Origin of the sequence: Cupriavidus sp. SK-4 (assembly GCF_000611125.1) — a bacterium.
GTDB classification, from domain to species: domain Bacteria; phylum Pseudomonadota; class Gammaproteobacteria; order Burkholderiales; family Burkholderiaceae; genus Cupriavidus; species Cupriavidus necator.
The window spans coordinates 1,040-15,627 of the sequence record NZ_JFJW01000149.1; the positions used below are offsets into that span (position 1 = coordinate 1,040).

At 68.5% G+C, this 14,588-nt stretch carries 15 protein-coding genes and 1 pseudogene; 6 read left to right on the forward strand and 10 right to left on the reverse strand.

Annotation, left to right across the window (positions count from 1 at the left end; genetic code table 11):
- Positions 1–206: pseudogene (locus tag CF68_RS38795) on the reverse strand (multidrug transporter subunit MdtA); the annotation flags it as partial.
- A 339-nt stretch (positions 207–545) separates the two neighbouring features.
- Between CF68_RS38795 and CF68_RS29735 the strand changes: the two are divergent.
- Both CF68_RS29735 and CF68_RS29740 read left to right on the forward strand, forming a co-directional pair.
- The gene (locus tag CF68_RS29735) at positions 546–1,289 is read left to right on the forward strand and encodes a response regulator (RefSeq protein WP_010812236.1); all 744 of its coding nucleotides are present in this window, start codon (positions 546–548) and stop codon (positions 1,287–1,289) included.
- Between the two features lie 52 nt (positions 1,290–1,341).
- The gene (locus tag CF68_RS29740; protein ID WP_035826042.1) at positions 1,342–2,613 is read left to right on the forward strand and encodes an ATP-binding protein; all 1,272 of its coding nucleotides are present in this window, start codon (positions 1,342–1,344) and stop codon (positions 2,611–2,613) included.
- Positions 2,614–2,642: 29 nt separating this feature from the next.
- On the opposite strand, the gene plsY is transcribed toward CF68_RS29740, so the two are convergent.
- The 6 genes from plsY to CF68_RS29770 form a co-directional block, all read right to left on the reverse strand.
- Entirely contained in the window at positions 2,643–3,251 is a 609-nt protein-coding gene (gene plsY, locus CF68_RS29745) for a glycerol-3-phosphate 1-O-acyltransferase PlsY (protein ID WP_011614592.1), read from the reverse strand.
- A 110-nt stretch (positions 3,252–3,361) separates the two neighbouring features.
- Positions 3,362–3,853: an aminoacyl-tRNA deacylase gene (locus CF68_RS29750; RefSeq protein ID WP_010812239.1), complete on the reverse strand. Its 492-nt coding sequence runs from the start codon at positions 3,851–3,853 to the stop codon at positions 3,362–3,364.
- Between the two features lie 23 nt (positions 3,854–3,876).
- Positions 3,877–4,815 (reverse strand): site-specific tyrosine recombinase XerD, encoded by a 939-nt coding sequence (gene xerD, locus CF68_RS29755; RefSeq protein WP_035826044.1) that lies wholly within the window; start codon positions 4,813–4,815, stop codon positions 3,877–3,879.
- Positions 4,812–5,291, reverse strand: coding sequence for a methylated-DNA--[protein]-cysteine S-methyltransferase (locus CF68_RS29760; protein ID WP_035826046.1), 480 nt, complete (start codon positions 5,289–5,291; stop codon positions 4,812–4,814). The genes xerD and CF68_RS29760 overlap by 4 nt, the downstream gene beginning before the upstream one ends.
- A gap of 106 nt (positions 5,292–5,397) precedes the next feature.
- Positions 5,398–6,366, reverse strand: coding sequence for a tripartite tricarboxylate transporter substrate binding protein BugE (locus CF68_RS29765; protein WP_035826048.1), 969 nt, complete (start codon positions 6,364–6,366; stop codon positions 5,398–5,400).
- A 103-nt stretch (positions 6,367–6,469) separates the two neighbouring features.
- A complete protein-coding gene (locus tag CF68_RS29770; RefSeq protein ID WP_235205937.1) occupies positions 6,470–7,141 on the reverse strand; it encodes a chalcone isomerase family protein in 672 nt (223 codons plus the stop codon).
- A gap of 188 nt (positions 7,142–7,329) precedes the next feature.
- Here CF68_RS29770 and CF68_RS29775 point away from each other — a divergent pair, with 188 nt between their 5' ends.
- Positions 7,330–8,223, forward strand: coding sequence for an AEC family transporter (locus tag CF68_RS29775; RefSeq protein WP_010812244.1), 894 nt, complete (start codon positions 7,330–7,332; stop codon positions 8,221–8,223).
- On the opposite strand, the gene queG is transcribed toward CF68_RS29775, so the two are convergent.
- Complete coding sequence (queG, locus tag CF68_RS29780; protein ID WP_035826052.1) at positions 8,220–9,425, reverse strand: tRNA epoxyqueuosine(34) reductase QueG; 1,206 nt, start codon at positions 9,423–9,425, stop codon at positions 8,220–8,222. The two genes, CF68_RS29775 and queG, sit on opposite strands and share 4 nt — an antisense overlap.
- Positions 9,426–9,441: 16 nt before the next feature.
- Here queG and tsaE point away from each other — a divergent pair, with 16 nt between their 5' ends.
- On the forward strand, positions 9,442–9,954 hold the full coding sequence (gene tsaE, locus CF68_RS29785; protein ID WP_035826054.1) for a tRNA (adenosine(37)-N6)-threonylcarbamoyltransferase complex ATPase subunit type 1 TsaE: 513 nt from the start codon (positions 9,442–9,444) through the stop codon (positions 9,952–9,954).
- Positions 9,948–11,450 (forward strand): N-acetylmuramoyl-L-alanine amidase, encoded by a 1,503-nt coding sequence (locus tag CF68_RS29790; protein WP_010812247.1) that lies wholly within the window; start codon positions 9,948–9,950, stop codon positions 11,448–11,450. The genes tsaE and CF68_RS29790 overlap by 7 nt, the downstream gene beginning before the upstream one ends.
- 57 nt (positions 11,451–11,507) lie before the next feature.
- Here the strand turns inward: CF68_RS29790 and CF68_RS29795 are convergent, their stop codons facing one another.
- Complete coding sequence (locus CF68_RS29795; RefSeq protein ID WP_035826057.1) at positions 11,508–12,533, reverse strand: bile acid:sodium symporter family protein; 1,026 nt, start codon at positions 12,531–12,533, stop codon at positions 11,508–11,510.
- Between the two features lie 103 nt (positions 12,534–12,636).
- Between CF68_RS29795 and CF68_RS29800 the strand changes: the two genes are divergently transcribed.
- Positions 12,637–13,554 (forward strand): LysR family transcriptional regulator, encoded by a 918-nt coding sequence (locus tag CF68_RS29800; protein ID WP_035826059.1) that lies wholly within the window; start codon positions 12,637–12,639, stop codon positions 13,552–13,554.
- 118 nt (positions 13,555–13,672) lie between these two features.
- On the opposite strand, the gene CF68_RS29805 is transcribed toward CF68_RS29800, so the two are convergent.
- Positions 13,673–14,431 (reverse strand): 3-hydroxyacyl-CoA dehydrogenase, encoded by a 759-nt coding sequence (locus CF68_RS29805; RefSeq protein ID WP_035826061.1) that lies wholly within the window; start codon positions 14,429–14,431, stop codon positions 13,673–13,675.
- Between the last annotated feature and the right edge of the window lie 157 nt (positions 14,432–14,588).

Genomic DNA, 14,588 nt, shown 5'->3' on the forward strand with positions numbered 1-14,588 from the left:
CCCCGCTGCGCGCCTGCCGCCCCGGTCGCCTCCTGCGGCGCCTGGCCGCGATGGGCATACCAGTACCAGGCGCCCCCCGCGAGCAGCAGCACCAGCACGCCTGCGGTCAGGCGACGCCGGCCGGTGCGCCGCGGCGGAGTGCCCTCGGGCGGACGCGAAGACGGGGTCGGGGAGGGAGTAGGCTGGCCTTGTTCGGGGTTGGACATGTCCGCAAATCCTGGGGGCGGCGCGCGCGGCGCGCCGGCAATGTTCGGTCTGGCAAGTGACGATGCAGCAGTATGCCGCAACGCCACGGGCGCCGGCCCGCCGCGTGGAAGGGCACGCCGCTGGGTGGCCGGCAGGCCGGCAAGTGCCGTGTGGCGCGCAATGCGGCGGCGCCGGTGGCACGTCATGCCGCAAGGATAATGTGCGGGCCCGGACGCCCGTATTTCGGCGCCCGGCGCTTTTATTACAGCGGATTACCAGCGCCCCGGGTGTAACCTCCGGAAACAAAACCGCCCGGCCAAACCGGCATGTGTGACGCCGGGGCTGACTATCATGTGCCTATGCGAACGAACCAGCCTACCCAGATCCTCGTCGTCGACGACGATCCCGAACTTCGCGACCTGCTGCGCGAATACCTGACCCAGCAGGGCTTTGCCGTCTCGGTGATGCATGACGGCGACGGCCTGCAGGCGCGCCTGGAGCGCGAGCGGCCGGCGCTGATCGTGCTGGACCTGATGATGCCCAAGGTCGACGGCTTGACCGCGCTGCGCAACCTGCGCGCCAAGAACGACGATATCCCGGTGATCCTGCTCACGGCCCGCAGCGACGAGATCGACCGCATCGTCGGGCTTGAGATTGGCGCCGACGACTACCTTGGCAAGCCGTTTTCGCCGCGCGAACTGCTGGCACGTATTAACGCCGTGCTGCGCCGCAAGCTGGCGCGCCCCGCGGCCGCACCCGAGGACCGCGAATCGGTCGCCTTCGGCCCGTTCCGCGTCAATTTCCGCCAGCGCACGCTGAGCCGTGCCGGCCAGACGCTGTCGATCAGCGATACCGAGTTTGCGCTGCTCAAGCTGCTGCTGATGCATCCGCTCGAAGTGCTGTCGCGCGAGCGCATCGTCGAGCTGATGTATGGCAGCGCCAGCGGCATCAGCGACCGCGGCATCGACGTGCAGATCTGGCGCCTGCGCCGGCTGCTCGATGAAGACGCGCAGCGCCCGCGCTATATCCAGACCGTGCGCGGACGCGGCTATACCTTCGTGCCCGACGAAGCGGAAGAGATGTCCGCGGGGCTCCCCGAATAATGGCCGCGGCGCCCGCCCCCTGGCGCCGCTCGCCACCAGATCCTGCTTTCCGATGAAGTTGCGACGTATCGACACCCTGTTCGGCCGCATTGCGCTGCTGATTGCCGCCGTGCTTGTGATCAGCCATTTCTCATGGCTCGCCATCCTGCGCATGGACCGCCGCCAGCAGCAGGTGGACTATTCCGTCGAGCAGATGCTGTTCCAGCTCGACAGCATCGAGCGCGCGCTCGACGCGCGTCCGCCGGCGAAGCTGCCCAGCCTGGTGGAGACGGCCAACTCGGCCGACGCCGAAGAGCATGCCGTCGTGCCCAAGGGCGGGCGCTCGCGCCGGCTGGTCGAGCAGTTCATCGGCAGGCTGCCGCAGGGCACCGAGATCCGGTTGGAGGACGAAACCACGCCGCGCATCTGGATCAAGCTGCCCAGCCGCGCCCGCTGGATCGCCATGCCGATCCTGTGGGTCCACAATCCGCCGCCCGACAACCGGCTGGTGCCTGGCGTGATGCTGGTGGTGGGCGTGGCAATCATCTTTGCCGTGCTGATCGCCTGGCAGATCCAGCGGCCGGTGCGCGACATGGCCAATGCGGCAGAGCTGCTGTCGCGCCAGCACGCCGTGCCGCCGCTGCGCGAGCGCGGCCCGCATGAGCTGCGCCAGCTGATCGAGCGTTTCAACCGCATGGTGGCCGACTTGGCGCGCATCGACCAGGAGCGCAACACCATGCTGGCCGGCATCGCGCATGACCTGAAGACACCGCTGGCGCGGCTGCGCCTGCGCGCCGAGATGCTGGCCGATCCCAAGGCCGCCGCGGGGGTGACGCGCGACGTGGAGTCCATGTCGGCCATCGTCGAACAGTTCCTGAGCTTCGCGCAGACCAGCGAGTCGACCGCGCGGCCGGTGCCGGTGGACCGGCGCGTCAATGAGCTGGCCGCGTCGCTGGCCGAGCAGGAGCGCCAGGTGGTGCTGTCGCTGGGCGCGGGCGAGGGCTTCCGCATGATCGCCACGCAGCTGGACCGCATCGTCGGCAACCTGGTCGACAATGCCTACGCCTATGGCAAGCCGCCGGTGTGCATCGCGACCGCGCGCACGCCGGAGGGTTTCCTGCTGGTGGTGGAGGACCAGGGCGCCGGCATTCCCGAGGATGACAAGGAGCGCGCCACGCTGCCCTTTGTGCGGCTGGACCCGGCTCGGGGCGGCAATGCGCATTCTGGGCTGGGGCTGGCGATCGTGGACCGGCTGGTGCGGCAGGCGGGTGGGAAGCTGAACCTGGTGAATGCCGACGGCGGCGGCTTCCGGGTGGAGATGCTGTTCGGGGCAGCCGAGGCCTGAGCCGGCGTCAGGGCTGCCTCAGGCCGTTTTCAGACCTTCTTCTTCTCGCCGATCCGGCTTTCCTTCCCGGCCAGCAGCTTGGCAATATTCTGCCGGTGCCGCGCGATCAGCAGCACGCTGATCACGAAGATCGCCCCCGTCATCACATCCACGCCGTTCATCAGCACATGGAAGAACGGCGCGAAGATCGCCGCCACCAGTGCCGCCAGCGACGAGTAGCGGAAGAAGAACGCGATGATCAGCCAGGTGGCCAGCGTGCCCAGGCCCAGGATCGGGTCGATGGCCAGCAGGATGCCGGCCGCGGTGGCCACGCCCTTGCCGCCGGCGAAGCGGTGGTACACCGGGAACAGGTGCCCCAGGAAAACCGCCAGCGCCACCATGGCCAGGCCGGTTTCATTCAGCCCGTAGGCCGGCCCGAAGCGCGCCGCCAGCCATACCGCCAGCCAGCCCTTCAGGGCATCGCCGATCAGCGTCAGGATGGCGGCCTTCTTGTTGCCGGTGCGCAGCACGTTGGTGGCGCCGGGATTGCCGGAGCCATAGGAGTGCGGGTCCGGCAGCCCCATCAGCTTGCTGACGACCACAGCGAAGGAAACGGAGCCGATCAGGTAGGCGGCAAGGGCGAAAAGCAGATTGGCCATGTGTAGTGGGGTGTTTTCAGGCTGGCGCGATTGTAGCGCGGCAGGGGCCTCGCTACGTCCGTGACTTCCCGGATTGGCATCGAGGCTCCCCTCGGTTTGCGCGGGGGCTCTCAGTCAGGCAGTGCGCATTGCACCGGCTGGGCGTCCACCAGCATGGGCAGCAGCTTCGGGTCCACGCTGACCAGGTAGCCGCGGCGCCCGCCGTTGATATAGATGCGCGCCAGCTCCAGCACGGTCGATTCGACGTAGACCGGCATGCGCTTGCGCGTGCCGAAGGGCGAGGTGCCGCCCACCATGTAGCCGCTGTGGCGCTGCGCCACCTCGGGCTTGCACGGCTGCACGCTCTTGCGGCCGGCCTGGCGCGCCAGGTTCTTGGTGGAGACCGAGCAGTCGCCGTGCATCAGCACCACCAGCGGCTGCGCGCGCTCGTCTTCCATGATCAGGGTCTTGATCACGTCGTGCTCGGGAACGCCCAGCTGGCGCGCCGATTCGCCGGTGCCGCCGTGCTCGACATAGTCATACGGATGCTCGCCGAAGGCGACGCCATGCTTGCGCAGGTACTGCGTGGCAGGGGTTTCTGATACGTGCCTGGTCTTGCTCATGACAGTGGTCGCCGCCCGCTTGCTCAGCCGCGCGGATGGTGCTGCTGGTGCAGCTCGCGCAGGCGTTCGCGGGCGACGTGCGTATAGATCTGGGTGGTGGAAATATCGGCGTGGCCCAGCAGCAGCTGCACCACGCGCAGGTCGGCGCCGTGGTTCAGCAGGTGCGTGGCAAAGGCGTGCCGCAATGTGTGCGGCGACAGCGGCGCGTGCACGCCGGCATCGCGCGCATGGCGCTTGATCAGGTGCCAGAACGCCTGCCGCGTCATGCCTTCGCCGCGCTGCGTGACAAAGAGCGCGTCGCAGGCGCGCCCGGCCAGCAGCGCGGGGCGCGCGCTCGCCAGGTAGCGGCGCAGCCAGTCGCCGGCCTGCTGGCCGAACGGCACCAGCCGCTCCTTGTCGCCCTTGCCGCCGACCACGCGCGCCACGCCCTCGTTCAGGCCGATCTCGATGGTCTTCATCTGCGTGAGCTCCGACACGCGCAGCCCGCTGGCGTACATCAGCTCGAGCATGGTGCGGTCGCGCAGCCCCAGCGGCGTGTCGGTGTCGGGCGCTTCGAGCAGCGCGTCGACCTGAGCCTCGGTCAGGGTCTTGGGGTAGCGCGGCGGCTGCTTAGCGGGGCGCAGCAGCAGGCAGGGGTCGGCTTCGACCAGGTGTTCGCGCAGCGCCCACTGGTAGAAGCGGCGGAACACCGCCAGGCGCCGGTTGGCCGACGAGGCGCGGGTCTGCGTGTGGCGCGCGTTGAAGTAGGCCGACAGCGCGCCGTCGTCCGCGCCCGGCAACTCGCCGCGGTGCTCATGCTGCAGCCAGCGCGCGAGCAGCGTCAGGTCGCGCCGGTAGGCATCGATGGTATTGCGCGAGAGGCCGTCTTCCAGCCACAGCGCGTCGCAGAAGCGGCTGACCAGCGCCACGTCGGCGTCGCTGGGCGCGGCGGCGATGTCAGGTGCCTGGGCCGCGCCGGTCATATCAGCATGGCGCCCTCATGGCGCAGCAGCCAGCGTTTGACGTCGAGGTAGAAGCCGTCTTCGGCATGGTGCGAGAACCCGCCGATGCCGCGCGCCGAAACCACGCGATGGCAGGGGATCACGATCGGGAACGGGTTCTGCCCGCAGGCCTGGCCCACCGCGCGCGGCATCGCGCCGATGGCCTCGGCGATGGTGCCATAAGTGGTCACCGCGCCGCGCGGCACCGCGCTGATGGCCTGCCACACGCGCTGCTGGAAGTCGCTGCCGGCCGGGGCCAGCGGCAGGTCGAAGACGGCGTCGGGATTGGCATAGTAGGCCTCCAGCTGTGCCGCCAGCTGCTGCGTCAGGGCGTCAACAGGGGCGCGTGCCTCGACGTGCTCGGGAAGGTACACGATGGCCCGGATGCGCGCGCCGTCCGTGCGCACCCCGATCTTGCCGAACGGGGCGGGGAGGATGGCGTCATAGGTGGCGGGCATGGCGGTCAGGCTGGGGCGAATGCTGGATTTTAGTGCTTTTTGGCGCGGGCAAGAAAAAAGGGCCGCCTCGCGGCGGCCCTTTGCGGGTGGCGTCACACCGGCCGGATCATTGCTCCAGCTTGATGTTCTGCACCTTCACAAGATTCTTCATCTTGTCGAATTCCTTCTTGATCTCGGCCGCATGCTGCGCCGGCGTGTTGCCCGACGGCTCGGCGCCGGCGGTGCGCAGGCGCTGCTGGAAGTCCTTGTCCTGCAGGGCCTTGACGGCGGCTTCGTTGAGCTTCTTGATGACGTCGTCAGGCGTGCCGGCCGGTGCCACCAGGCCGTACCAGGCCGGGTCGTTCGGCTCCTTCAGGCCCATTTCGCCGAAGGTCGGCACGTTGGGCATGGATTCCAGGCGCTTGTTCCAGGCCACCACGATCGGGCGCAGCTTGCCCGCCTTGATGTAGGGGATCGAAGAGGGCAGGTTGTCCACCATGATCGGCACCTGGCCGGCCAGCACGTCGTTCAGCGCCGGGCCCGCGCCGCGGTACGGGATATGGACCATGAAGGTCTTGGTCGAGACCTTGAACTGCTCGCCCAGCATGTGGCCGAAGCCGCAGGTGCCCGACGAGGCGTACGAATACTTGCCCGGGTTGGCCTTCAGCACGGCCAGGAACTCCTTGTAGTCCTTGGCCGGGAAGTTCGGGTTCACGGCGATCACGTTGGCCACGTTGGCCAGGTTGGTGATGGGCTTGAAGTCCTTGATCGGGTCGTACGACAGCTTGGGGTTGCAGGCCGGGTTCACGGCCATGGTCGAGACCGTGGAGATGCCGATGGTGTAGCCGTCCGGCGCGGCCTTGGCGATCGCGTCGGCACCGATCGAACCGCCCCCGCCGGCGCGGTTCTCCACCACCACGGGCTGGCCCAGGATGCGGCTCATCTGGTCCGCGGCGCCGCGGCCGACGATGTCGGTAGTGCCGCCGGGTGCGAACGGAATGATCAGTCGGATCGGCTTGGTGGGGTAGCTCTGTGCCTGCGCCGTGGTGGCGGCGGCGGCCAGGGCCAGGGTCAGTGCGAGTTTGCCAGCTTGCATGAGATCATGTCTCCCGTCAGGAAATCCGGGCAGGGTGCCGCCCGGAAGCAAAAAAACCGTCGCAGTGCCACAGGTGGGGCCGTGCGCCGGCAGCGTAATTGTGTCAGCCGCCCAGCAGCCCGCGCTTGACCTCGGCGTCGACCGGGCGCTCGCCCAGGAAGACCCGCAGCACGGCCTGGTAGAAGTCTTCGCCGGGGATCGGCCGGCCGCGAGGCGTGCCGTTGATGGCGACGACGGTCCCCGTCTGCGGGGAAAAATCCAGGTTGATCACGTCGCCCTTGTGCGCGGTGCCGACCTCGCCCAGGGTGCGCTCGAACTGTACCAGCCGCGCGGCCAGTTCCTGCATCTGCTGCTCGCTGTGGTTGTTGCGGATGCCCTGGCGGATGGCGCGCATGAGGGCCGGCGGTTCGGCCTCGCGCAGCATGCGCAACTGCAGCCGCTTGGTGCCGGGCGTGCCCAGCACTAGGGCCGCGTTGCGGGCTTTCTCCTGCAGGTACAGGGCGGCCACGTAGCCCTTGGCCAGGAAGCCTGCGCGCAGGGCGGTGCCGTTGAGCTGCAGTTCCTTGCCGCCCACGCGCGCCGCATCGTCAAAACGTATCCCTTCGACCTCCACCGAGCGCGCCGGCACGGGCACGGCGCCCGCGGCCGTGGCGGCGCACAGCGCCACCAGCACGGCGGCCAGGCGCAGGCAGCGGCCCGGGTGCAAACCAGGGCGGAAGGGGGCTCGGAGGTGGGTGTCCGGGCGCGGCGGCGCGGACCGGGTGCGGGACAACATGGCGGCAGGCGTACAACTTGGCATGCCATGCTGGCCTAAATCTGGAAAAATACCTATCCGTATCTGCCCTAGTCTGCACATTCCGGTTTTTTGCCGTTATCTACCCCCCCGCCACCGCCGCTGCAATCCCGCGCGACGGCCCGCAGGGCAGCTGCCGCGTCATGCCACCGCCACTACAACAACGATAAATGTCTTCTGCTCTCCTGCTGGTCCCGGACTTCAGCCTGATCCTCATCGGCTGGCTGCTGGTGCGCTATACCCCGTTCGACCGTGCCTTCTGGGGCGGCGTGGAACGCCTGGTCTACTTCGTGCTGTTCCCGGCGCTGCTGCTGCAGTCGACCAATACCGCGGTGCTGGATTTCTCGTCGACCTCGGCCATGCTGGGGCTGGCGCTGCTGGTGATGGCCACCGGCATGGCCGGCGGCTACGCCGTCAAATGGGTGTTGCGCCCGGACGCGCTGAGCTTTGCCTCGGGCCTGCAGACCGCGTTCCGCTTCAATTCCTATATCGGGCTGGCGCTGGCCTCGCGCCTGGGCGGCTCCGAGGGGCTGGCGCTGATGGCGGTGATCGTCGGCTGCACGGTGCCGCTGTGCAACGTGGCGGCGGTGTGGGCGCTGGCGCGGCACGGCCAGACCGCGCTGTGGAAAGAGCTGGCGCGCAACCCACTGATCCTGGCCACCGCCGGCGGCCTGCTGACCAACCTGATGGGGCTGCATGCGCCCGAGGTGCTGGGCATGACGCTGAACCGGCTGGGCTCGGCCTCGACCGCGCTGGGGCTGATGACGGTGGGTGCCGGGCTGCAGATGAGTGGCGCCACCGGTACCGCCGGCCCGGTGGCCTGGTGGACCGGGGTCAAGCTGCTGGCGATGCCGTGCGTGGCCTGGCTGGTGGGGCGGCACCTGCCGCTGACCGCGCTGCAGTACCAGATCGTGGTGCTGTATGCCTCGCTGCCCACGGCCTCCAGCGCCTATATCCTGGCGGTGCGCATGGGCGGCAACGGGCCGATGGTGGCGGCGACGATTTCGCTGATGACGGTGGCGGCGATCGTGACCACGCCGCTGTGGCTGGCGCTGGTCAGCTAGTCCGGCAGCGGGCCGCCCTGGGCCAGGGCCCAGTCGATATGCTCGCGCACCAGCGGCGTGGCGGCCTCGCGCCGCTCCTGCAGCGCTGCGCGGATGCGCGCGGCCAGGGCCGCGTCTTCGGCGCGCGTGCCCGACAGCGCCGCGCGCAGGCTGTTGCCCAGCCCCACCGCCAGGTTGCGCAGCCAGCGCTCATGGCCGATGCGGCGGATCGGGCTGCCTTCGAGCCGCTGGTTGAATTCCGCTTCGGTCCACTGGAACAGCGCCACCATGTCGGGCGCGTCCAGCCCGTTGCGCACGTCGAAGTCCGGCACCATGGCCACATGCGCGAACTTGTTCCACGGGCAGGCCAGCTGGCAGTCGTCGCAGCCGTAGACGCGGTTGCCCATGGGCGCGCGGAACTCCACCGGGATCGGGCCCTTGTGCTCGATGGTCAGGTAGGAGATGCAGCGGCGCGCATCCAGCCGGTAGGGCGCCACGATGGCGCGCGTGGGGCAGATGTCCAGGCAGCGGTGGCAGTTGCCGCAGTGGCCGGACTCGGGCGCGTCGGCCGGCAGCGGGATGTCGACCAGAATCTCGCCCAGGAAGAACATCGAGCCGCCATCGCGGTCCAGCAGCAGCGTATGCTTGCCGCGCCAGCCGAGCCCGCCCTGGCTGGCCAGCGCTACTTCCATGACGGGTGCGGAATCGGTAAAGACGCGGTAGCCGAATTTTCCGATTTCGGCCTCGATCCGGCTGGCCAGTTGCTGCAAACGGCTGCGCAGCACCTTGTGATAATCGCGGCCGCGCGCGTACAGCGACACCACCGCGGTGGCCGGATCATCCAGCCGCGCCAGCTCGTGGCGACGCCAGTCGGTGGCGCCGGCCTGGGCGCCGGCGGCCGGAATGTACGGCATCCGCGCCACGATCGCGCGCACGGTGCCGGGCACCAGTTCGGCCGGCCGGGCGCGCCGCAGGCCGTGGTTCGCCATATAATCCATGTCGCCGTGGTAGCCCTGCGCCAGCCACGCCATCAGCCCCGGCTCGGCATGACTGAGGTCGACATCGGCGATGCGCACGGAGGCAAAGCCCAGTTCCGCACCCCATGCGCGGATCGACGCGGCCAGTGCCGCAAGCTCCCCGGGGCCCGCGGCCAGGTGGCCGGCGGTGCCGGGAACGGGGGTAGGTGGCGCATCTGCCTGCCCTGGGGCGACTCGGTCGATCATCCCTGAATTGTACGCAATGCCCTTGCTCGAAGAACGCACCCTGACGCTGCCCGACGAAGCCGCCACCGCGCGCCTGGGCGCCGCGCTGGCCGCCGCCGTGCAGGCCATGCCGCCGCGCACGGTGCATGTGCAGCTGTCCGGCGACCTGGGCGCCGGCAAGACCACGCTGACGCGCGCGATCCTGCGCGCGCTCGGCCATGCGGGCAAGGTCCGCAGCCCCACCTACACGCTGTGCGAGCCCTACGAGGTGGCCCGCGCCGACGGCTCGCCGCTGACCGTCTACCACTTCGACCTGTACCGCTTTGCCGATCCCGAAGAGTGGATCGACGCGGGTTTTCGCGACTGCTTCGCCGAACCGGCCTTCAACCTGGTCGAGTGGCCGGAAAAGGCCGGCCGCCTGCTCGGGGAACCGGATCTCCATATGTTGCTCCAATCGGACATGGCCGGGGCGGATGACGCCGGCGAGCGGCGGATCGCGACGATGCGCGCCTATACTCACACTGGACTTACCCTGCTGAACGCATGCTGATCAAGCGACTTGCCACCGACCGCCCCGATGGACCCGACGGCCTGCTGCAGGCGCGCCGCAAATGGATGGCGCAGGCACTGAAGCTGGGCGCGGGCACGGCCGTGCTGACACTGGCCGGCCCGCAGATCGCGTTTGGCGCCGGCATCGTCGCGGTGCGCGTGTGGCCTGCCGAGGACTACACCCGCGTCACCATCGAATCCGATTCGCCGCTGGCCGCCGTGCACCAGATGATCCGCGACCCCGACCGGCTGGTGGTCGACATCGACGGCCTGGACCTGTCGCCCACGCTGCGCGAGCTGGTGGCCAAGATCACCCCGAACGACCCCTATATCCAGACCGTGCGCGTCGGCCAGAACCGCCCGCGCGTGGTCCGCATGGTGTTCGACCTGAAGGAGAACGTGGCGCCGCAGGTGTTCACGCTGGCGCCGATCGGCAGCTACCGCAACCGCCTGGTGTTCGACCTGTACCCGGTCAATCCGCCCGATCCGCTGTGGAAGCTGGTGCGCGACACCGAGGAAAAGCAGCGCCGCTTTGCCACCTCGGACCCGGCGCCGGGCAACGATGGCATCGCCGGCGCGCCGGCTGGTGCCGAGGAAGACGCGATCGGCGCGCTGGTGCGCCGCTTCGACGAGAAGGGCGAAGTGCCGCCCACCACCGCGCCGCTGCCGCCGCCGGTGGCCTCGGCCCGGCCCAGGCCGTCCGCACCGCCGGTGCCGAGCCCCAATGCCCCGGTGGTGCCGCCGGTCGCACGCGACAATCCCACCGCCGAACGGCCCTTCAAGATGCGCCGCCTGCTGACGGTGGCGATCGACCCCGGCCACGGCGGCGAAGACCCGGGCGCGATCGGCGCCGCCGGCTCGCGCGAGAAGGACGTGGTGCTGCAGATCGCGCACCGCCTGCGCGCCAAGATCGATGCCCAGCCCAATATGCGCGCGATGATGACGCGCGACGCCGACTTCTTCGTGCCGCTGAACGTGCGCGTGCAGAAGGCGCGCCGGGTGCAGGCCGACCTGTTCGTATCGATCCACGCCGATGCCTTCCTGTCGCCCGAGGCGCGCGGCGCGTCGGTGTTCGCGCTGTCCGAGCGCGGTGCGTCCAGTACCGCGGCGCGCTGGCTGGCCAACAAGGAAAACGCCTCCGACCTGATCGGCGGCGCCAATATGGGCAACAAGGATGCGCAGGTGGCGCGCGTGCTGCTGGACCTGTCCACCACCGCGCAGATCAACGACAGCCTGCAGGTCGGCAAGGCCGTGCTGGGCGAGATCGGCGGCATCAACAAGCTGCACAAGGGCAGCGTGGAGCAGGCCGGATTTGCGGTGCTGAAGGCGCCGGATATCCCGTCGATCCTGATCGAGACGGCCTTCATCAGCAATCCGGAAGAAGAGCGCAAGCTCAACGATAACGCGCACCAGGAGCAGCTGGCCAATGCGATCCTGAAGGGGATCCGGTCGTACTTCGCGCGCAATCCGCCGCTGTCGAAGAATCCGTCAGTGTGAATCTGGCGGGCACAAAAAAACCGGGGCATGCCCCGGTTTTTTTCATGGCTGCGTGCCTCAGGCCCGCGCCGCGGCCTGGTCTTCCAGCAAGGCATCGCGGTTGGCATAGCGCGACGCGATCACCGAGCACACGATCAGCTGCAACTGGTGATAGACCATTAGCGGCAGCACCAGCAGGCCCAGCGCCGGATGGCCGGCGAACAGGATCTTGGCCATCGGGATGCCGTTGGCCAGGCTCTTCTTCGAGCCGCAGAACACCGCCGTGATCTCGTCCTCGACAGAGAAGCCAAGGCGGCGCGCGGTCAGCGTGGTAAAGCCCAGCACCACGAACAGCAGCACCGCGGCGATCAGCATCACTGCGCCGATGGTCTGCCACTGGTACTGGTGCCACAGGCCCTGGGCGGTGGCATCGCAGAATGAGGAATAGACGATCAGCACGATCACGCCACGGTCGATCTTGTTGATGATGTGCTTCTTCTTCGCCAGCCAGCTGCCGATCAACGGACGCAGCAACTGCCCCAGCGCGAACGGCAGCAGCAGTTGCAGCGCCACGCCGGTGAGCGCCTTGCCCAGCGGCATCGAGGCGCCGCTGGCGCTGATCACCAGCCCCATCAGCAGCGGCGTGACCAGCATGCCGATCAGGCCCGAGATGGTGGCGTTGAAGATCGCTCCGGACACATTGCCGCGCGCCATCGAGGTCATGGCCACTGACGACGATACCGTCGACGGCAGCGCGCACAGGAAGAACACGCCCAGCAGCAGGTCCGGCGGCAGCGTATTGCGCAGCGACAGCATCAGCAGCACGCCCACCACCGGGAACACCACGTAGGTGAAGGTCTGCACGAAGACATGCAGGCGCCAGTGCTTGGCGCCCGACACCAGCTTGTCGCGCGAGAGCGCCGCGCCGTGCAGGAAGAACACCAGCGCCACGCCCAGGCTGGTCACCACGCCCAGGTGCAGCGGGCCGTCGCCGGCGCCGATTTCAGGGGCGGCCAGCGCAATGGCGATGGCCGTCAACATGACGAGGACGAAGCCGTCGATCAGGTCATAAAGTTTCTTGAGCTTGCGGACAATGCGAGACATGACTGCGGGTGGATCCTGCGATGTTAGGGTTTTGCCTAGTATTGGACGCCAGCCAAGTCTAGAATGCAAATTCATTTATAGAATCTATTTATCCGGGCGTTGCATGAATTACACACTACGCCAGTTGCGCGTCTTCCTGGCCGTGGCCAATACCGGCGGCTTCAGCCGGGCCGCCGACGTGGTCGGCCTGACCCAGCCTGCGGTCAGCCGCGGCGTGGCTGAGCTGGAAGAGGCACTTGGCGTGCGCCTGCTGGACCGCACCACGCGCGAGGTGGTGCTGACCGAGGCCGGCCACGCGCTGGCGCCAGCGCTGGAACGGCTGCTCGGGCAGCTGGACGACACACTGGAAGAGACCCGCCAGCTTGGCGAACGCTATCGCGGCCGAGTAGTGATAGCCGGTGCGCCGACGATCTCGGCCCGGCTGATGCCGCTTTACGTGGCCGCCTGCGCCGCCCAATACCCCGAGATCCGCCTGACCGTGCGTGACAACGTGCAGGCCGACGGCCTGGAGCAGGTGCGCGCCGGCGCGGTGGACTTTGGCGTGCTGATCGATCCGCTGGTGCGCGACGGGCTGGTGGTGGAGCCGGTGGCGACCGACCCGTTCTGCTTTGTCTGCCGGCGCGACCATCCGCTGGCGCAGTCGGCCTCGGTGCCGTGGTCGGCGCTGCATGGGATGCAGCTGGTGCTGCTGGACTTTGCCTCCGGCAGCCGGCCGCTGATCGACCGCGTGTTCGGCCGGCATGGCGTGGTGCCCCTGGTGGTGCAGGAGCTGGGCCACTCGGCGAGCGTGTTCGGCATGGTCGAGGCCGGCATCGGCGCCTCGGTGCTGCCGTCGTTCTCGCTGCCGCTGCCGGCGGCGTCGCCGCTGGTGTGGCGCCCGCTGGTGCCGCGCGAGGAGCGCAGCATCGTCATGGTCCGGCGCGAGGACCGTTCACTGTCGCCGGCCGCAGCGGCGGTGTGGGATCTGGTGCGCCGCCTGACCGTGCGCGCCGAGGCGCCCGCGATGAGTGCCGCAGCCTGACCTGGCCCCGATCATGATCAACGCGCGGTGAGCAGAAATAGCCAGTGTCGTCGAATGGCCATGACCGTTTGCCCATCGGCTGATCATGCTGCCCGGCTGAGCGGGCAGCGCCAGGGCATTACTTGGGCTGCATCCGGATCGCGCCGTCCAGGCGGATCACTTCGCCGTTGAGCATGGTGTTCTCGATGATCGAGCGGGCCAGCTTGGCGTACTCCGCCGGGCGGCCAAGGCGCGGAGGGAACGGCACCATCCTGCCGAGTGCGTCCTGCACTTCCTGCGGCATGCCCAGCAGCATCGGCGTTTCGAAGATGCCCGGAGCGATGGTCATGCAGCGCACGCCGTCGCGCGACAGGTCGCGCGCGATCGCCAGCGTCATCGCCACCACGCCGCCCTTGGACGCGGCATAGGCGGCCTGGCCGATCTGGCCGTCAAAGGCCGCCACCGACGCCGTATTGATGATCACGCCGCGCTCGCCTTCGCTGTCGGGGGTGTTTTGCACCATGGCCGCGGCGGCCAGGCGGATCATGTTGAAGGTGCCGACCAGGTTGATGCGGATGGTCTTGTCGAAGGCGTCGAGCGGATGCGGGCCGTTCTTGCCAACGGTCTTGTTGGCGGTGGCGATGCCGGCGCAGTTGACGATGCCCGACAGTCGGCCCAGCGCCTGGGCGGCGGCGACCACGGCCTGGCCGTCGGCCTCGGAGGTGACGTCGCAGCGGATGAACTGGCCGCCCAGTTCAGTTGCCAGTGCCTGGCCGGTGGCCTCGTTCAGGTCGGCGATCACGACCTTGGCGCCGGCTTCGGACAGCATGCGGGCGGTGCCTGCACCCAGGCCTGAGGCGCCGCCGGTGACGATGAATACGTTGCCTTGGATTTGCATTTGGCTTTGTCTCCTTTGGATTGGGTTTTTGTTGCCGTTTACGTAAACGTCAATTGGTTGGCGGTATTTTACGGGGTGGCGGGGGATGTGCAAGGGGTGGGTTTGTTGCCATGCGGTCGGGTGTCGTTCTTGGCATACGTGGCTGTTTCGCCGGCGT